We start from the raw sequence: 23,063 nt of genomic DNA on the forward strand, positions 1-23,063 counted from the left end.
ATGAATTTAAAAGAACTGTTAAAAACCCTGTCAGTGCAAAAAATAGAACTGTGGGTTGAGGGAGATAAACTGCGCTATAGAGCGTCCGAAACGGCGCTGACACCAGAATTATTAGTAGAAATTAAACAAAACAAAGTAGAAATTATCCGTATCCTCTCCCAGAAAAGTGAAGATACAGAAACCTATCCCCTATCCCATGGACAAAAAGCCTTATGGTTTTTATATCAATTAGCACCAGAAAGTGCAGCTTATAATCTTTCTTATGCAGCTAAGTTATCACATAATTTAGATATTACCGCACTGCAAACAGCGGCACAAGCAGTCATAGACAGACATCCCGCTTTAAGAACTAATTTTACCATCATTGATGGTGAACCAGTGCAAAAAGTAAATGAAAATCAACCAGTAGAATTTACTGTAAACAATGCTTTTGCATGGAGTCAAGGGGAAGTTAATAATTGGTTATTAGAAAAGAGTGCTGTACCTTTTGATTTAGAGAATGGGTCAGTAATTCGCTTTCATTTATTGATTAATAATAAGGCGAGAAATGAATATATTTTAACTATTGTCCAACATCATATTATTAGTGATCTTTGGTCTTCAGATATAATTGTTGAAGAATTAGAAATATTATATGATGCGATAGTTAAAGATAAAGAACCACTATTACCAGAAAAACCCAGTGAGTATGAAGATTATGTTAAATGGTCTGAGGAAATATTATCAGGTGACTATGGTGATAAGTTATGGCAATTTTGGCAGCAGAAATTATCAGGAGAATTGCCATTAATTAATTTACCAATTGACAGACAAAGACCTCAAGAACAAACTTATAATGGTAATTCTTTAGTATTTAATGTTGAGCATAAATTATTGGAAGGTTTACAAACATTAGCAAGAAAAGAGAGAGTTTCTCTTTATATGCTTTTGTTAACAGTATTCCAGATTTTATTATCTAAATATACAAATCAAGAAGATATTATCATCGGGACACCGACAATAAATAGAAGTCGTCCTGAATTTGAAAGAATTGTTGGTTATTTTACTAACCCTGTAGTGTTAAGAGGTGATTTATCAGGAAATCCCACTTTATCAGAATTATTAGCAAGAACAAAAACCTGTGTATTAGAAACTTTAGAACATCAAGAATATCCATTTCCGCTGTTGGTAGAAAAACTACAACCAGCGAGAGATACAAGTATTTCACCTATTTATCAAGTAGTGTTTGCTTGGGATAGAAGTAATATTAATGATTTTGAAAATACAGATACTAATGACCGATTGATATTAGAACCAATTATTACCAATACAAAAGGTGCTGCTTTTGATTTAACTTTAACTATTATTAATGATGCTGCTTCTTTAAAGGGAACATGGAATTATAATACTGATTTATTTGATAGCAGTACAATAGAAAGAATGACAGGTAATCTTATCACCCTGTTATCAGCAATAGTAGAAAAACCCCAAACAGAAATTAAAGAACTACCAATATTAACAACATCTGAAAAACAACAATTATTAATTGAATGGAATCAAACAGACGCAGAATATCCTGTAGATAAATGTATTCATCAACTATTTGAAGAACAGGTAAATAAAACACCTGATGCAGTAGCAGTAGTATTTGTAGACGCGCCAAACGCGGCTTCTCGGAGAGTAAATCAACAACTAACATATTCAGAATTAAATCAAAAAGCCAATCAACTAGCACATTATTTAATATCCTTGGGAGTGAAAGCAGATACCTTAATAGGAATATGTGTAGAACGTTCTCTGGAAATGGTAATAGGACTATTAGGAATATTAAAAGCTGGTGGTGCTTATGTTCCTCTTGACCCTGAATATCCTCAAGAAAGAATTAGCTACATGATAGAAAATTCTGGGGTAGAAATATTATTAACACAACAACATTTACTAACTAGATTACCCCAAGAAAAAACCATCATTTGTGTAGATGCAGATAGGGAGAAAATCAATCAATATAGTCAAGAAAACCCAATCACAGAAACAACAGTAAACAACTTAATCTACACAATATATACATCAGGTTCAACAGGAAAACCAAAAGGAGCAGCAGTTTATCATCGTGGTTTTGTCAACCTAGTTCAATGGATGATTAATGACTATCAATTCACAGAAAAAGACAGCACAGCATTAATATCATCATTGAGTTTTGACCTCACCCAAAAGAACATTTTCACACCATTATTAATAGGAGGAAAATTAAACCTCTCACCTAACGGGTTTGAACCAAGTAAAATATTAGAAATTATCTCTAAACAACAAGCAACATGGGTGAATTGTACACCGAGTACATTCTCAGCAATTCTCGCATCAGGGGAAGATAGCTTTAGTAAAACTAAATCATTAAAATATGTATTTTTAGGTGGAGAACCCATATCAATACCCAGCTTATTAAATTGGTTGGATTCAGAACATTGTCAAGCCAAAATAGTTAATAGTTATGGTCCCACAGAATGTACAGATGTTTGTGCAGCGTACACAGTAGAAACACCCCATGATTTTATTAATAAATCAATACCCATCGGTAAACCAATTCCTAACGTGCAATTGTATATTTTGAACCAAGAATTGCAACCATTACCAGTAGGAGTGATAGGAGAATTATTCATTGGAGGAATAGGTTTAGGAAAGGGATATATTGGTGATGAAGAACGCACCAATGAGAAGTTTATACTTAACCCATTGGATAATGGTCAAACGAAATTATACAGAACAGGGGATTTAGTCCGTTATTTAAAAGATGGAAATATCGAATACATTGGGCGGATAGATAATCAAGTAAAAATACGTGGTTTTAGAATTGAGTTAGGGGAAATTGAATCTTTACTCAGTAAATTTGAGGGTGTCAAAGCAGCTTGTGTAATTGCCCGTGAGGATATACCGGGGGATAAGCGTTTAGTTGGTTATGTTGTTCTCAAAGAAAAAGTATCAATTACTGCTGGTGACTTACGGGCATTTCTGCAAGGAGAATTACCAGATTATATGATTCCTGGGGTGATCATGATGTTAGATTCACTACCATTAACACCTAGTGGTAAAGTGGATCGTCGCGCTCTCCCAGCACCAGATTTCAGTCAGGAATTATCGGGTGAATATGTTGCACCACGTAACCCCATTGAGGAAATTTTAGCGGTAATTTGGCAGCAAGTTCTGAAAATAGAACGGGTGGGAATTTATGATCATTTCTTTGAAATTGGTGGACATTCTTTATTAGCAACCCAAATTATTTCCCGTGTGCGGAGTAGTTTTCAGGTAGAACTTTCTTTAAGAAGTATTTTTTCTCATCCGACAATTGCCCAGTTAGCTGCAAATATTCAAGGGTTACAACAGGAAGGTTTAGATGTTGTCGCAACACCGATTTTAGTTAGGGAAGATAATCAAAATTTACCTCTTTCTTTTGCCCAACAAAGGTTATGGTTTATTGATCAATTACAACCAAATAGTCCTTTGTATAATATGCCGATGGGGTTACGTTTACAAGGTAATCTTGTCTTGGCAGCTTTAGAGAAAAGTTTCCTAGAAATTATTGACCGTCATGAGGTTTTAAGGACTAATTTTGTTGCTGATCAGGGTCAAGCTAAACAAGTTATTCATTCAGAATTAAACTGGAAAATTACAGTAGTTGATTTACGAAATTTATCTGATTTAGAAGCAGAAACAGCGACGCAAAATTTAGCATATCAACAGGCAATTCAACCATTTAATTTAGCAAGTAAGGCTTTAATTAGAGCTACTTTAATTGTGTTGTCGGAAACTGAACATTTATTGTTGGTGTGTATGCACCATATTGTTTCTGATGGTTGGTCTATAGGTTTGTTGGCTGAGGAATTAGGGGCGCTTTATAGTGCTTTTGTGGTTGGGGAAATATCGCCTTTAAAACCTTTACCAATTCAATATGCTGATTTTGCAATTTGGCAGAGAAACTGGTTACAAGGTGATGTTTTAAAAAGAGAGTTAGGTTACTGGCAAAAACAGTTAGAAAATGCTCCTGCTTTGTTATCTTTACCTACAGATAGACCCCGACCAGCGGTACAAACTTTTGCAGGTGGGAATGTAGAATTTACAATTTCAGCGGAATTAACGGAGAAGTTAACAAAGTTAAGTCAGCAGCAAGGTGTAACTTTGTTTATGACTTTGTTGACGGCTTTTCAAACTTTGCTTTATCGCTATACGGGACAAACAGATATTTTAGTTGGTTCGCCTATTGCTAATCGAGATCGTCATGAAATTGAAGGTTTAATTGGCTTTTTTATTAATACTTTGGTGATGCGGGGGAATTTGGCTGGTAATCCCCAATTTCAGGAGTTATTGCCCCAAATTCGAGAAATGGCAATGGCAGCTTATAGCCATCAAAATTTGCCGTTTGAGATGTTGGTGGAAACTTTGCAACCGGAAAGAAATCTTAGTTATACACCTATTTTTCAAGTGGTTTTTGGGTTGCAAAATGCCCCGATGTCATCTACTCAATGGACTGGTTTAAATGTTCATCCAGAGGTGATAGATAGTCCGACTTCTAAGTTTGATTTATCGCTGTTGATGGAGAATACAGGTTCAGAATTAGTAGGTGTGTGGGAATATAGCACTGACTTGTTTGATCGGAGTACCATTGACAGAATGATGGGGCATTTTATCACGTTGTTAACGGCAATTGTGGAAGCTCCCCAAAGGAGAATTAATGAGTTACCAATATTAACTGAAACTGAGAAACAAATATTATTAAATAGCCAGAATAATATACAAGAATATGCTGCCAAAAAATGCCTTCATCAGTTGTTTGCAGAACAGGTAGAAAAGACTCCTGATGCTGTGGCGGTGGTGTTTGCAAGTGAACAATTAACCTATCGGGAGTTAAATAATAAAGCTAACCAAGTCGCTCATTATTTGCGTTCTTTGGGTGTGGGTGCAGATGTTTTAGTGGGAATATCTGTAGAGCGTTCTATGGAAATGTTGGTTGGTATTTTGGGGATATTAAAAGCTGGTGGTGCTTATGTGCCATTAGATCCAGATTATCCACGCGATCGCCTGGAATATATGTTAAGTGATTCCCAGGTATCAATTTTATTAACTCAGGAAAAATGCTTAGAAAGTTTACCGCCACACAGCGCCCAGGTAATTTGTTTAGATCGAGATTGGGAAAATATCGCTACTGCTAGTCAGGAAAACCCGGTTATTAATAATACTTCCGCAAATTTAGCTTACGTTATTTATACCTCTGGTTCGACAGGTAAACCCAAGGGGACATTAATTAATCATAGTCACGTGGTGCGGTTATTTGCTGCTACAGATGCTTGGTATCAATTTAATCAGAATGATGTCTGGACAATGTTCCATTCCTATGCGTTTGACTTCTCCGTGTGGGAAATTTGGGGTGCATTGTTATACGGTGGCAAGTTAGTGATAGTACCTTATATGGTGACGCGATCGCCAGAATCATTTTATGAATTATTATCACAAGAACGGGTTACAGTTCTCAATCAAACCCCTTCCGCTTTCCGGCAGTTAATCCAAGCTGAAGCAGCAACAACAGCAAAAACAATACATTTGCGCTACGTGATTTTTGGGGGAGAAGCCTTAGAAATTCAAAGTTTACAACCTTGGTTTGAAAGACACGGTGATCAAGTACCCCAGTTAGTGAATATGTACGGGATCACGGAAACCACCGTACACGTTACCTATCGTCCTTTGAGTAAAGCCGACTTAAACAGCGCGGCCAGCGTCATCGGTTGTCCGATTCCTGATTTACAAGTATATGTACTAGATGAAAATTTACAACCTGTACCCGTAGGAATTACCGGGGAAATGTACGTAGGTGGAGACGGGGTAGCCCGTGGTTATCTCAACCGTCCAGATTTAACAGAGCAAAGATTTATACCTAACCCCTTTAGAGAGGGAACGAAATTATATAGAACTGGGGACTTAGCCCGGTATTTAGCGAACGGCGAATTAGAATATTTAGGACGCATAGATAACCAAGTTAAGATACGTGGTTTCCGTATAGAATTAGGGGAGATAGAAGCTACACTAGCTGCACATCCTGATATTTGGGAAACTGTGGTAGTGGTGAGGGAAGATGAACCAGGTAACAAACGCTTGGTGGCTTATGTAGTCAGCAATACAGGCATAACTCCCAGTTCAGCGGAATTACGGCAATTTCTGGGTGAACAACTGCCAAGTTACATGATTCCCAGTGTGTTTGTATCCTTGCAATCATTACCCTTGACATCTAACGGTAAAATAGACAGACGCGCTTTACCCGCACCAGACAGCGCTAGACCAGAATTAGAGAATATTTTTGTTGCTCCCCGGACATCAGAAGAACAAATATTAGCAGCTATTTGGAGTCGGGTTTTAGATGTAGCACAGGTGGGAATTAATGATAATTTCTTTGCTTTAGGTGGGGACTCAATTCGGAGTATTCAAGTCCTATCTCAAGCGAGAGAACAGGGTTTGAATTTAACTGTTAAACAGCTATTTCAACATCAAACCATTGCCGAATTAGTGCAAGGTTTAAAAGCAGAAAATCAGGAGATTAGCAAATTACAATTAACTCAACCATTTAGTTTAGTTGCTGCTGCTGATCAACAACTTTTACCTGATGGTTTAGAAGATGCTTACCCCTTGGCAATGCTGCAATTGGGGATGATTTATCATAGTGAATATAACCAAGAAAGTGCAGTTTATCATGATATTTTTAGCTATCATCTCCGCACAACTTTAAATGTTCCCATTTTAGAACAAGCTATCAATGATTTAATTAATAATCATCCAGTTTTACGGACTTCCTTTGATTTGAGTAATTTTAGTGTACCTTTACAATTTGTACATAGAAAAGTAACCGTAAAATTGGCGGTAGAAGATTGGAGTCACTTATCTGAAACTCAACAGGAAGAAGCATTAAATAGTTGGTTTGAAATTGAGAAGAAACAACATTTTGATTGGAGTCAAGCACCTTTATTAAGATTCTTTTTGCATCGGCGGACAGCAGAAACATTTAATATCACTGTGAGTTTCCATCATGCTATTCTCGATGGTTGGAGTGTGGCATCTTTAACAACGGAATTATTTAAACGTTATCTATCTTTATTGGGTGAAAAAGTAGAGGATGTCTCACCAGAATTTAGCGTTAAATACCGAGATTTTATTGCTTTAGAACAACAAGCAATATCATCTTTAGCGACACAGCAATATTGGCAAAAAAAATTAGCAGATTGCAACTTTACAAAATTGCCCCGCTTGACTTCTGTGGGTGATGAAATTGAAATTTACCCAGAAATAGGGATTCAACAAGTAAGATTAAATCCTCAAATTTCCGCAGGTTTAAAACAACTTGCCCACACCGCAGCAGTTCCTTTAAAAAATGTTTTATTAGCTGCCCATTTTCGAGTTTTAAATTTCCTCAGCGGTGAAGCAGATGTTGTTACTGGTGTAGTTACAAATGGCCGCCCAGAACAAAATGATGGGGAAAGAATTTTAGGATTATTTTTGAATACATTACCGTTCCGTTTACAGCTATCTGGAGGAAGTTGGATAGACTTAGTAAAACAGGTATTTGCACAGGAACAGGAAATATTACCCCACCGTCGCTATCCTCTCTCACAAATTCAGAATAATTTAGGTAATCAATCTTTATTTGAAACTGCATTTAACTTTACCAATTTTCATGTTTATGAACAGGTAATTGGTTTGGATAATTTAGCAATATTAGGTGGTAAGTTTTTTGATCAAACAAACATCACATTTTTAGCACAATTTAGTATTGAGCCTGGTTCATCTGATATTACTGTCAATTTAGAATATAATCCCCGTGAATTATCCCCTGCACAAGTTGAGCAAATTAGTAATTATTATCATGTCGTTTTAACGGCAATGGCACAAACTCCAGAAAGTAGTTATCACCTCACTTCCCTAATTTCTGAACAAGAGAGAAAACAACTTTTAGGAGATTGGAATAATACAGAAAAAGCATATCCCCATGAGCAATGTTTACATCAACTATTTGAAGAACAAGTAACAAAAACACCTGATATTATAGCGGTTGAATTTGCAGATCAAAAACTCACCTATCAACAATTAAATAACCGCGCTAACCAACTAGCAAATCATCTCATTTCTCTAGGAGTGAAAGCAGATGTCGTAGTGGGAATATGTGTGCAACGTTCCCTAGAAATGATAGTCGGTATTTTGGCAATATTAAAAGCCGGTGGTGCGTATTTACCCTTAGATCCCGAATATCCCATAGAACGTTTACAGTTCATGGTAGAGGATGCAAACATACCCGTTTTAATCACCCAAACATCATTAAAATCACAATTTAATCAATATCAAGGTCATACCATCTGTGTAGATACGGATTTATCAGTAATTTCCCAATACAGCGAAGAAAACACCAACCCCCAAGTAAAATCAGAAAACTTAGGATATGTAATTTATACATCTGGTTCTACGGGTAAACCCAAGGGTGTGGCCATGAGTCACAAAGCATTAGCTAACTTGATATTCTGGCACGTTGACGAATTAAAAGTTACCAGTGAAAAACGTACCTTACAATTCTCCCCGTTAAGTTTTGATGCGTCTTTCCATGAGATGTTCACCGCTTGGCATTCTGGCGGCACATTGGTATTAATTACCGAAGAAATGCGCCTAGATGCAGTAGCATTACTAGGTTTTATTGAAGAAAACAGAATACAGAGATTATTTATACCCTTTGTCGGGTTACAGCAAATAGCAGAAGTAGCAGTTAGTCGGGAATTCTTCACCAGTCATCTCCAAGAAATCATCACCGCAGGGGAACAGTTACAAATTACTCCTAGCATTGCCCAATGGTTAAGTAAACTTACTAATAACTGCACCCTACACAACCACTATGGACCATCGGAAACTCATGTAGTTACAACCTATACATTAACAGGGGAAGTAGAAACCTGGCCATTATTACCTCCTATCGGCCGCCCCATTGCCAACACCCAAGTTTATATATTGAATAAACAACTACAAATAGTACCAGTAGGAGTACCAGGGGAATTATATATAGGTGGTATAGCCTTAGCCGATGGATACCTGAACAGACCGGAATTAACCGCTGAAAGATTTACAATTAATCCTTTTGATGAAAATTCACGGTTGTATAAAACAGGTGACTTAGTCAAGTATTTACCCGATGGCAACATTGAATTTTTAGGACGCATAGATAACCAAGTCAAAATCCGTGGTTTCCGTATCGAGCTAGGAGAAATAGAAGCGGTATTAAGTCAGTATGAAGACGTAGAAGGATGTTGTGCGATCGCCCGTGAAGACATACCTGGAGATAAACGTTTAGTAGCTTACGTAGTCGGTAAAAACACACTGACAATTAGTAGCTTACGTCAATTCCTGCAAGGAAAGCTACCAGAATATATGCTACCTACCGCCTTTGTCATCCTCGCAGAAATGCCACAAACCCCCAGTGGTAAAGTAGATCGTCGCGCCTTACCTGCTCCAGATGTACAGGGTGAAATTACAGATAAATATGTAGCACCAAGCACTACCACAGAAGAAATGTTAGCCTTGATATGGGCGCAAGTATTAAAAATAGAGCGAGTAGGTATTAATGATAACTTCTTTGAATTAGGAGGACAATCATTATTAGCCACACAATTAGTTTCACGTATTCGTAACATTTTCAAAGTAGAATTACCATTGCGGGAACTGTTTGGAAATAACACAATTTCTAAATTAGCACCAGTCATAGAACAGTTACAAAAACAAGCATTAGAACTGACCACACAACCGTTAAAAGTCAGAGAAAATAATTCAGAATTACCATTATCCTATGCACAACAAAGATTATGGTTTTTAGAGCAATTAGACCCAGAAAGTAGTGTATACAATATACCTTTAGCTTTGCAATTAACAGGTAATATCAATCAGTCAGCATTAGCAGCAAGCTTAGTAGAAATAATTAACCGTCATGAGGTATTAAGGACTAACTTTGTCAGCATTGAGGGAGAACCTCAACAAGTAATTCACACCCAAAACAATTGGCAATTAGAAATTATTGATTGGCAGAAATTACCTAAAGAAGAACAACAACAAGCGACAGAAGAATTTATTAAACAACAAGCAATTCAACCTTTCAATTTAGCTAGTGACAACTTATTCCGAGCTACATTAATCAAATTATCAGAAACCGAAAATCTGTTACTAATTTGTATGCACCACATAGTAGCAGATGCTTGGTCAATAGGAGTATTCAGTCAAGAATTAACAACATTATATAACGCCTACATTGAAGGAAAAGAAACCCCATTAACAGCATTAGAAATTCAATATGCGGACTTTGCAATATGGCAAAGAAACTGGTTACAAGGAGAAGTATTAGCAAGACAATTAACCTACTGGAAACAGCAACTAGAAACCGCACCCAAATTCTTAACATTACCTACAGATAGACCAAGACCAGCAGTACAAACCTTTGTAGGAAAATATCACCAATTTAGCATTTCCCAAGAATTAAGTAAGGAAATAGAAAAACTCAGTCAAAAACAAGGTGTTACCTTATTTATGACCCTGTTTGCAGCTTATAATATCTTGCTTTCCAGGTACACAGGACAAACAGATATATTAGTAGGTTCACCCATAGCAAACAGAAACCAAAGAGAAATAGAAAGTTTAATAGGTTTCTTTGTGAACACCTTAGTATTGAGAACCCAACTATCACAAAATATCAGTTTTAATGAATTATTAACACAAATTAGAAACACAGCATTATCAGCTTATGCACACCAAGATTTACCCTTTGAGATGTTGGTGGAAGCATTAGAAATAGAAAGAGATTTAAGTCATTCACCCTTATTCCAGGTGATGTTTGTCTTGCAAAATGCCATCATGTCACACCCAGAATTGACAGGTTTAGAAGTGCAGGACTTACCCTTAGAAACCACCACATCTAAGTTTGATTTAACCCTGACAATGGAACAAACTAATCAGGGAATGGTGGGAATTTGGGAATATAATACTGATTTATTTGATAGCAGCACAATAGAAAGAATGACAGGACATTTCAGCACCCTGTTAACAGCAATAGTAGAAAAACCCCAAACAGAAATTAAAGAACTAGCAATATTAACAACATCTGAAAAACAACAACTATTAACAGAATGGAATCAAACAGAAGCAGAATATCCTGTAGATAAATGTATTCATCAACTATTTGAAGAACAGGTAAATAAAACACCTGATGCAGTAGCAGTAGTATTTGTAGACGCGCCAAACGCGGCTTCTCGGAGAGTAAATCAACAACTAACATATTCAGAATTAAATCAAAAAGCCAATCAACTAGCACATTATTTAATATCCTTGGGAGTGAAAGCAGATACCTTAATAGGAATATGTGTAGAACGTTCTCTGGAAATGGTAATAGGACTATTAGGAATATTAAAAGCAGGAGGTGCTTATGTTCCTCTTGACCCTGAATATCCTCAAGAAAGAATTAGCTACATGATAGAAAATTCTGGGGTAGAAATATTATTAACACAACAACATTTACTAACTAGATTACCCCAAGAAAAAACCATCATTTGTGTAGATGCAGATAGGGAGAAAATCAATCAATATAGTCAAGAAAACCCAATCACAGAAACAACAGTAAACAACTTAATCTACACAATATATACATCAGGTTCAACAGGACAACCAAAAGGTGCAGCGGTTTATCATCGTGGTTTTGTCAACCTAGTTCAATGGATGATTAATGATTATCAATTCACAGAAAAAGACAGCACAGCATTAATATCATCATTGAGTTTTGACCTCACCCAAAAGAACATTTTCACACCATTATTAATAGGAGGAAAATTAAACCTCTCACCTAACGGGTTTGAACCAAGTAAAATATTAGAAATTATCTCTAAACAACAAGCAACATGGGTGAATTGTACACCGAGTACATTCTCAGCAATTCTCGCATCAGGGGAAGATAGCTTTAGTAAAACTAAATCATTAAAATATGTATTTTTAGGTGGAGAACCAATTTCTGTACCCAGCTTATTAAATTGGTTGAATTCAGAACATTGTCAAGCCAAAATAGTTAATAGTTATGGTCCCACAGAATGTACAGATGTTTGTGCAGCGTACACAGTAGAAACACCCCATGATTTTATTAATAAATCAATACCCATCGGTAAACCAATTCCTAACGTGCAATTGTATATTTTGAACCAAGAATTGCAACCATTACCAGTAGGAGTGATAGGAGAATTATTCATTGGAGGAATAGGTTTAGGAAAGGGATATATTGGTGATGAAGAACGCACCAATGAGAAGTTTATACTTAACCCATTGGATAATGGTCAAACGAAATTATACAGAACAGGGGATTTAGTCCGTTATTTAAAAGATGGAAATATCGAATACATTGAGCGGATTGATAATCAAGTAAAAATACGTGGGTTTAGGATTGAGTTAGGAGAAATAGAAGCACTGCTAAATACCCACCCACAAGTGCAACAAGCCGTAGTTATTGCCAGAGAAGATATTCCAGGTGATAAACGTTTAGTTGCATATTTAACGAAAAAACAACCATCACTCACCTCAAAAGAACTACGGGAATTTATCAAAGAGAATTTACCAGAATACATGATTCCTAGTATCTTTGTGTACTTAGAATCTTTACCATTGACACCTAGCGGTAAAGTAAATCGTCGCGCTTTACCAGCACCAGATCACAGCGAACTTCAATTAGGATATATTGCACCACGTACACCAACAGAAGAAATACTGACATCAATATGGATGCAAGTTCTGAAAATAGAGCGGGTGGGAATTTATGATAACTTCTTTGAAATTGGTGGACATTCATTATTAGCAACACAATTAGTTTCTAGAATTCGTCACAGTTTCCAAGTAGAAATACCATTACAGAAAGTATTTGCAAATAGCACAGTTGCGGAATTAGCGTCACTAATTGAACAACTACAAAAACAGAATTTACAGATATCTGCACAGCCAATTTTAGTAAGGAAAGAAAATGCAGAATTATCCTTATCTTTTGCCCAACAAAGGTTATGGTTTATCAATCAATTTGAGCCTAATAGTGCATCATATAATATACCTTTATCGCTGCATTTAGAAGGTAATCTCAATCAATCAGCACTAGAAAAAAGTCTGTCAGAAATCATCAATCGTCACGAATCATTAAGGACAAATTTTGTTACAGTTGATGGTCAAGCGGTGCAAATTATCCACCCACAAAACAGTCGTCAAATATCAGTAATTGACCTACGACAATTAACAATAACTGAGAGAGAAAAAGCAGTCAAAGAACTATTAAAACAACAAAGTAATCAAGGATTTAGTCTGGAGAGTGAATCTTTAATTAGAATCACATTAATATTGCTATCGGACACAGAAAATATATTAAGTCTGTGTATGCACCACATCATTTCAGATGGGTGGTCAATGGGTGTGTTTATAGATGAGTTGTCAGCACTTTATAACAGCTATATTCAAGGACAAGAAACACCATTAGCACTATTAGAAATCCAATATGCAGACTTTGCAATATGGCAAAGAAACTGGTTACAAGGTGAGGTTTTAGAAAGACAATTAAATTATTGGGAAAAACAACTAGAAAACGCTCCCACATTTTTACCATTACCCACAGATAGACCAAGACCAGCAGTACAAACCTTTGCAGGAGCATATCAAGAATTTACAATATCAAAAGAGTTAACTAATGAACTAGAAACACTCAGTCAAAAGCAGGGTGCAACATTATTTATGACCTTGTTTGCAGCTTACAATATCTTGCTTTCTCGCTACACAGGACAAACAGATATATTAGTTGGTTCACCAATTGCAAATAGAAACCAAAGAGAAATAGAAGGGTTAATAGGGTTCTTTGTAAACACCTTAGTTTTAAGAACAAAACTATCAGGAAATCCCAGTTTCAATGAATTATTAACTCAAATTAGAACCACAGCATTATCAGCGTATGCACACCAAGACTTACCCTTTGAAATGTTGGTGGAAGCATTAGAAATAGAAAGAGACCTGAGTCATTCACCATTATTACAGGTGATGTTTGTTCTGCAAAATGCTATCAATTCTGAGGTGGAATTAACAGGGTTAAAAGTGAAAGAAATACCCTTAGAAACAGCAACAGCAAAATTTGACTTAACCCTATCAATAGAGCAAACAGAAACAGGTTTAATTGGTGGTTGGGAATACAACACAGATTTATTTGATAGCAGCACTATTGAGAGAATGACAGGTAATCTTATCACCCTGTTATCAGCAATAGTAGAAAACCCAGCAGCAGAAATCAACCAATTACCAATACTCACAGAAACAGAAAAACAACAATTATTAATAGACTGGAATCATACAGAAACAGAATATCCAAAAGATAAATGTATTCATCAATTGTTTGAAGAACAAGTTGAAAAAACACCAAATGCAACAGCAGTAGTATTTGAAGGAAAACAATTAACCTATAAAGAATTAAATAATAAAGCGAACCAACTAGCACATTATTTAATATCCTTGGGAGTAAAAGCAGATGTTTTAGTAGGAATATCTGTAGAACGTTCTGAGGAAATGGTCATTGGTTTATTAGGAATATTAAAAGCAGGAGGTGCATACTTACCATTAGACCCAGAATATCCCCAAGAAAGAATTAGCTATATGTTAGAAAATTCTGGGGTAGAAATATTATTAACACAACAAAAACTGGTAGAAAAACTTCCTCAGCATCAAGCCAGAGAAATTATCTTAGAGCAAATTTGGGCAGAAATTAGTGAAAATAGCACAGAAAATATCAATCAAAATGTCACAAATTCCAACCTAGCAAATGTAATATACACAAGTGGTTCAACAGGAAAACCAAAAGGTGTAATGGTTGAACATAAAGGACTTTATAACCTTGCTAAAGCACAAATTGAAACTTTTGGTGTCAACACAGATAGTCGTGTACTTCAGTTTGCATCCTTTAGTTTTGACGCGTGCATTTGGGAAATATTAATGGCATTTGGTTCAGGTGCGACATTATACCTGGGAACAAAAGACGCTTTCATGCCAGGAATATCATTAACTGAGCAATTACGCAGATATGCCATTACCCATATCACCTTACCACCATCAGCGCTAGGAGTAATGGAAGTAGAAAATCTGCCAACATTGCAGACATTGATAGTGGCAGGAGAAGCCTGTAGTCTAGAATTGATGCAAAAATGGTCAGGTAGTATCAAATTTTTCAATGCTTACGGGCCAACGGAAGCAAGTGTATGCGCGACAATTGCCCAATGTAGTTCTAATGACCAAAAAATTACCATTGGCCGTCCCATTACTAATACCAAAGTATACATATTAGACAGCAATCTGCAACCAGTACCAGTAGGAGTAGCAGGAGAACTACATATAGCAGGAACAGGTTTAGCAAGAGGATATTTAAACAGACCAGAACTGACAGCAGAGAAATTTATCCCTAACCCCTTTGACAACGGAAAAACCAAACTCTACAAAACAGGAGACCTAGTACGATACTTAACAGATGGAAACATAGAATACTTAGGAAGAAGCGATAACCAAGTAAAAATAAGAGGATTCAGAATAGAAATAGGAGAAATAGAAACAGCACTCAATCAAAATGAAAATGTACAAACATCAGTAGTTGTAGTTAGAGAAGACAAACCAGGATATAAAAAATTAGTAGCTTATATAGTCTCAGAAACAAAACTGAAAACAAAAGAACTGAGAAAATATTTAAAAAGTAAACTACCAGAATACATGATACCAAGTAACTTTGTATATCTGGAAAACTTACCATTAACACCCAACGGAAAAATAGACAGACGCGCACTACCAGAACCAAAAACAAACACAGAAATAGAAAAAAAATATATAGCACCAAAAACAGAAATAGAAACCAAACTAGCAGAAATTTGGCAACAAGTATTAGGAATAGAAAAAATAGGAATAAATGATAACTTCTTTGAACTAGGTGGAGACTCAATTCTCAGTATTCAAATCATAGCAAAAGCCAAACAACAGGGAATAGAAATCACCTTAAAACAACTATTTGCGAATCAAACCATAGGAGAACTAGCAGCAGTAGCAGGAACAATTAAAACCCTAGAAATAGAACAGGTCACAGTTAGTGGAAACTTCCTCTTAACACCAATTCAAAAATGGTTCTTGGAGCAAAATAGACCAGAAACCCATCACTTTAACCAAGCATTTTTACTAACAGTACCAGCAGAAATAGATAGAAATAAAATAGAGAAAACTTGGCAAGAAATCATCAATCATCATGACGCTTTAAGATTGAGATTTACAGAAACAGAAAATCAATGGAAAGCAACACATAGTGAACCAATAGAAACTTTTGAAATTGAATACTTTGATATTTCCGAAGTTACAGAAACAGAAAAAACAGAAATAATAGAAACCACAGCGGATACACTGCAAGCAAGTTTAGACCTAGAATCTAATCTAGTCAAAGTGGGATTATTTAAACTAGGAGAAAATCAACCAGGAAGACTATTAATAATAATTCATCACCTAGTAGTAGATGGAATATCTTGGAGAATATTATTAGAAGACCTAGAAACAGGATATCAACAACTAAATCAAAATCAGAAAATCCAACTACCAGCAAAAACCACATCCTTTAAAACCTGGAGTGAGAAGTTATCAGAATATGCACAAACAGAAACATTAAAATCAGAAATTGATTATTGGGTAAATAAATCAAACAGTGCAATTAAATCAATTCCTGTAGATAAAGAAGGTGAAAACACCTTATCATCAACTCAAAATATAGCAGTATCATTAAACCAAAAAGAGACAACAGCATTATTACAAGAAGTACCAAAAGCATATAAAACACAGATAAACGATATCTTATTAACTGCATTAGTGTTAGTTTTGAGTAAATGGACAAACTCAAAATCTGTGTTGTTTAATTTAGAAGGACATGGTAGAGAAGATATTTTAGATGGTGTAGAGATATCCAGAACTATTGGATGGTTTACAACCATGTTTCCAGTAGTTATAAATATTGAAAAAACAGAATTCAATAACTTAGAAAACACCATAAAATCAGTCAAAGAACAATTAAGAGAAATACCGAACAAAGGGATTGGATATGGTGTATTGCGTTATTTGAGTGAAGATAAAAGCATTAAAAAACAAATAACAAAAACACCCAAAGCAGAAATTAGCTTTAACTACTTAGGACAATTTACCCAAACATTAAATACATCATCTTTGCTATCATCTGCGGATGAGTCTAGTGGACAAGACCAAAGTTCAGTAGGTCAACGTTCAAATTTACTAGATATTAACGCTATCATTGCAGAAGAACACTTACAAATTAACTGGACATACAGTAATAATATTCATGAAAAAACAACTGTTGAGAAAATAGCGCAAGAGTTTATTACAGCACTGCAAGAGATAATAACCCATTGTTTAGAACCAGAGAATGTAGGATATACACCTTCTGATTTCCCGTTAATAAAACTCAAACAACCAGAATTAGATGGAGTTTTAGGTAAACTGGGTAAACTAAACTGGCAAAATATTGAAGATATTTATCCCTTGTCACCAATGCAAGAAGGGATGTTATTTGAAAGTTTGTATGCACCGGAAGGTGGTGTGTATTTTGAACAAATAACCTGTACTTTCAATGGTGAATTAAATATTAAAGCTTTTGAAAAAGCATGGCAAAAATTAGTCAATCGTCATTCTATTTTCCGGACTGCATTTATATGGGAATCTCTCAGTCAAGCTGTGCAAGTGGTTTATAAACAGGTAGATTTAGGTGTAGAAATTAGAGACTGGAGAGAGTTATCAGAACAACAAACAGAAATAGAAACATTTTTAGAAGAGGAAAGAAAACAAGGATTTAAACTTGACAAAATTCCATTAATGAGATTGTATTTACTACAATTAAGTGATGAGAGTTATCAATTTGTCTGGTGTCATCATCATATTTTATTGGATGGTTGGTCTTTACCTTTGGTGTTTAAGGACTTGTTTGAGTTCTATCAAGAAATAATTGATGGTGTGGAAACTGTTAATAAACCAAGTCTCAATTATCGAAATTATATTGAGTGGTTACAACAGCAAAAACAAGATGCTGCACAAGAATTTTGGCAAGAAAAACTTAGTGGTTTTGATGCACCAACTCCGTTAGTGGTTGAGAAATCATTATCAAGTCAAAAAACACAAAGTGAATATAAAGAAGAAGTTGTTTATTTATCAGTTGAGAAAACCAATAAAGCGACAGAGTTTGTGAGAAAGCATCAATTAACGATGAGTAATTTGGTGCAAGGTGTCTGGGGTTTGTTGTTGTCTCGTTACAGTCAAGAAAATGATGTAGTGTTTGGTTCTACTGTTTCTGGTCGTCCTCCATCTTTACCTGGTGTGGAGTCAATGGTGGGGTTATTTATTAATACTTTACCTGTGCGAGTTCAGGTTTCAGATGATAATAATGTTTTGTCTTTATTAAAAGAATTACAGCAGCAACAGGTGGAGTCTGAACAGTTTTCTTATTGTTCTTTGGTGGAAATTCAAGGATGGAGTGATGTGACGAGAGGTACGTCTTTATTTGATAGTTTGGTTGTGTTTGAAAATTATCCGGTTGATGCGGATACTTTAGATGATGATGGTGGTTTACAGGTTGAGAATTTCCGAGGAATTGAACATACAAATTATCCGCTGACTGTAATTTCTGGTCCTGGTGAGCAGTTGTGGGTGAAGGTTAGTTATGATAATAGTCGTTTTGATGAGGGAACGATTAATAGAATGTTGGGTCATTTTCTGACTTTGTTATCAGCAATTGTGGAAAATTCTCAAGGGGAAATTAATCAATTACCTATTTTAACAGCAACAGAAGAAAAACAATTATTAATTGATTGGAATCAAACAGAAACAGAATATCCAAAAGATAAATGTATTCATCAGTTGTTTGAAGAACAAGTTGAAAAAACACCGGATGCTGTAGCAGTAGTATTTGAAAATCAACAATTAACCTATTCTGAATTAAATAACAAAGCAAATCAACTAGCACATTATTTAATATCCTTGGGAGTGAAAGCAGATATTTTAATAGGAATATGCGTAGAGCGCTCCCTAGAAATGATAATCGGACAATTAGGAATATTAAAAGCAGGAGCATCATACCTACCAATAGACCCAGAATATCCCACAGAAAGAATCAAATTCATCTTAGAAGATACCAAAATAAACATCCTACTAACACAACAAAACCTCAAACAAAAAATCCAAAACAATCAAACACAAACAACCTGTTTAGACACAGAATGGGAAAAAATAAATCAACAAAATCAAAAAAATCCCCACAAAGAAATAACATCAAATAACCTAGCTTACATAATATACACAAGTGGTTCAACAGGAACACCAAAAGGAGTAGAAATAACCCATCAAGGACTAACAAACCTAATCAATTGGCATCAAAAACAATTTAAAATAACCACAGCAGATAAAGCCACCCAACTAGCAGGAACAGGATTTGATGCAGCAGTATGGGAAACATGGCCATACCTAACAGCAGGAGCAACATTACATCTAGTTAGAAAAGAAATATTAGTATCACCAGAACAACTGCAAAAATGGTTAACAGAAAATCAAATAACCATTAGCTTTGTACCCACACCAATAACCCAAGAACTATTAAAACTAGACTGGAAAAAAGAAAAAACAAAACTACGCTACCTACTCACAGGAGGAGATAAATTAACCCAAAATCCAACAAATAAAATACCCTTCCAAGTAATTAACAACTATGGACCAACAGAAAACACAGTAGTCACCACATCTTGCATATTAGAAACACAAAAACAAACATCACCAAGTATTGGAAAACCGATAGATAATACCAAAGTATACATATTAGACAGCAATCTGCAACCAGTACCAGTAGGAGTAGCAGGAGAACTACATATAGCAGGAACAGGTTTAGCAAGAGGATATTTAAACAGACCAGAACTGACAGCAGAGAAATTTATCCCTAACCCCTTTGACAACGGAAAAACCAAACTCTACAAAACAGGAGACCTAGTACGATACTTAACAGATGGAAACATAGAATACTTAGGAAGAAGCGATAACCAAGTAAAAATAAGAGGATTCAGAATAGAAATAGGAGAAATAGAAACAGCACTCAATCAAAATGAAAATGTACAAACATCAGTAGTTGTAGTTAGAGAAGACAAACCAGGATATAAAAAATTAGTAGCTTATATAGTCTCAGAAACAAAACTGAAAACAAAAGAACTGAGAAAATATTTAAAAAGTAAACTACCAGAATACATGATACCAAGTAACTTTGTATATCTGGAAAACTTACCATTAACACCCAACGGAAAAATAGACAGACGCGCACTACCAGAACCAAAAACAAACACAGAAATAGAAAAAAAATATATAGCACCAAAAACAGAAATAGAAACCAAACTAGCAGAAATTTGGCAACAAGTATTAGGAATAGAAAAAATAGGAATAAATGATAACTTCTTTGAACTAGGTGGAGACTCAATTCTCAGTATTCAAATCATAGCAAAAGCCAAACAACAGGGAATAGAAATCACCTTAAAACAACTATTTGCGAATCAAACCATAGGAGAACTAGCAGCAGTAGCAGGAACAATTAAAACCCTAGAAATAGAACAGGTCACAGTTAGTGGAAACTTCCTCTTAACACCAATTCAAAAATGGTTCTTGGAGCAAAATAGACCAGAAACCCATCACTTTAACCAAGCATTTTTACTAACAGTACCAGCAGAAATAGATAGAAATAAAATAGAGAAAACTTGGCAAGAAATCATCAATCATCATGACGCTTTAAGATTGAGATTTACAGAAACAGAAAATCAATGGAAAGCAACACATAGTGAACCAATAGAAACTTTTGAAATTGAATACTTTGATATTTCCGAAGTTACAGAAACAGAAAAAACAGAAATAATAGAAACCACAGCGGATACACTGCAAGCAAGTTTAGACCTAGAATCTAATCTAGTCAAAGTGGGATTATTTAAACTAGGAGAAAATCAACCAGGAAGACTATTAATAATAATTCATCACCTAGTAGTAGATGGAATATCTTGGAGAATATTATTAGAAGACCTAGAAACAGGATATCAACAACTAAATCAAAATCAGAAAATCCAACTACCAGCAAAAACCACATCCTTTAAAACCTGGAGTGAGAAGTTATCAGAATATGCACAAACAGAAACATTAAAATCAGAAATTGATTATTGGGTAAATAAATCAAACAGTGCAATTAAATCAATTCCTGTAGATAAAGAAGGTGAAAACACCTTATCATCAACTCAAAATATAGCAGTATCATTAAACCAAAAAGAGACAACAGCATTATTACAAGAAGTACCAAAAGCATATAAAACACAGATAAACGATATCTTATTAACTGCATTAGTGTTAGTTTTGAGTAAATGGACAAACTCAAAATCTGTGTTGTTTAATTTAGAAGGACATGGTAGAGAAGATATTTTAGATGGTGTAGAGATATCCAGAACTATTGGATGGTTTACAACCATGTTTCCAGTAGTTATAAATATTGAAAAAACAGAATTCAATAACTTAGAAAACACCATAAAATCAGTCAAAGAACAATTAAGAGAAATACCGAACAAAGGGATTGGATATGGTGTATTGCGTTATTTGAGTGAAGATAAAAGCATTAAAAAACAAATAACAAAAACACCCAAAGCAGAAATTAGCTTTAACTACTTAGGACAATTTACCCAAACATTAAATACATCATCTTTGCTATCATCTGCGGATGAGTCTAGTGGACAAGACCAAAGTTCAGTAGGTCAACGTTCAAATTTACTAGATATTAACGCTATCATTGCAGAAGAACACTTACAAATTAACTGGACATACAGTAATAATATTCATGAAAAAACAACTGTTGAGAAAATAGCGCAAGAGTTTATTACAGCACTGCAAGAGATAATAACCCATTGTTTAGAACCAGAGAATGTAGGATATACACCTTCTGATTTCCCGTTAATAAAACTCAAACAACCAGAATTAGATGGAGTTTTAGGTAAACTGGGTAAACTAAACTGGCAAAATATTGAAGATATTTATCCCTTGTCACCAATGCAAGAAGGGATGTTATTTGAAAGTTTGTATGCACCGGAAGGTGGTGTGTATTTTGAACAAATAACCTGTACTTTCAATGGTGAATTAAATATTAAAGCTTTTGAAAAAGCATGGCAAAAATTAGTCAATCGTCATTCTATTTTCCGGACTGCATTTATATGGGAATCTCTCAGTCAAGCTGTGCAAGTGGTTTATAAACAGGTAGATTTAGGTGTAGAAATTAGAGACTGGAGAGAGTTATCAGAACAACAAACAGAAATAGAAACATTTTTAGAAGAGGAAAGAAAACAAGGATTTAAACTTGACAAAATTCCATTAATGAGATTGTATTTACTACAATTAAGTGATGAGAGTTATCAATTTGTCTGGTGTCATCATCATATTTTATTGGATGGTTGGTCTTTACCTTTGGTGTTTAAGGACTTGTTTGAGTTCTATCAAGAAATAATTGATGGTGTGGAAACTGTTAATAAACCAAGTCTCAATTATCGAAATTATATTGAGTGGTTACAACAGCAAAAACAAGATGCTGCACAAGAATTTTGGCAAGAAAAACTTAGTGGTTTTGATGCACCAACTCCGTTAGTGGTTGAGAAATCATTATCAAGTCAAAAAACACAAAGTGAATATAAAGAAGAAGTTGTTTATTTATCAGTTGAGAAAACCAATAAAGCGACAGAGTTTGTGAGAAAGCATCAATTAACGATGAGTAATTTGGTGCAAGGTGTCTGGGGTTTGTTGTTGTCTCGTTACAGTCAAGAAAATGATGTAGTGTTTGGTTCTACTGTTTCTGGTCGTCCTCCATCTTTACCTGGTGTGGAGTCAATGGTGGGGTTATTTATTAATACTTTACCTGTGCGAGTTCAGGTTTCAGATGATAATAATGTTTTGTC

1 protein-coding gene (only partly in view) is annotated in these 23,063 nt (G+C 35.2%); it reads left to right on the forward strand.

All coding sequences use genetic code 11. The features are described 5' to 3' along the window. Window positions 1-23,063 carry the 5' portion of a non-ribosomal peptide synthase/polyketide synthase gene (locus WJM97_RS00460; RefSeq protein ID WP_353931123.1) on the forward strand. 13,963 nt of this gene lie beyond the right edge of the window, so only the first 23,063 of its 37,026 coding nucleotides appear in the window; it begins with the start codon at window positions 1-3; its stop codon lies off the right edge, out of view.

The organism is Okeanomitos corallinicola TIOX110 (assembly GCF_038050375.1).
Classification (GTDB): domain Bacteria; phylum Cyanobacteriota; class Cyanobacteriia; order Cyanobacteriales; family Nostocaceae; genus Okeanomitos; species Okeanomitos corallinicola.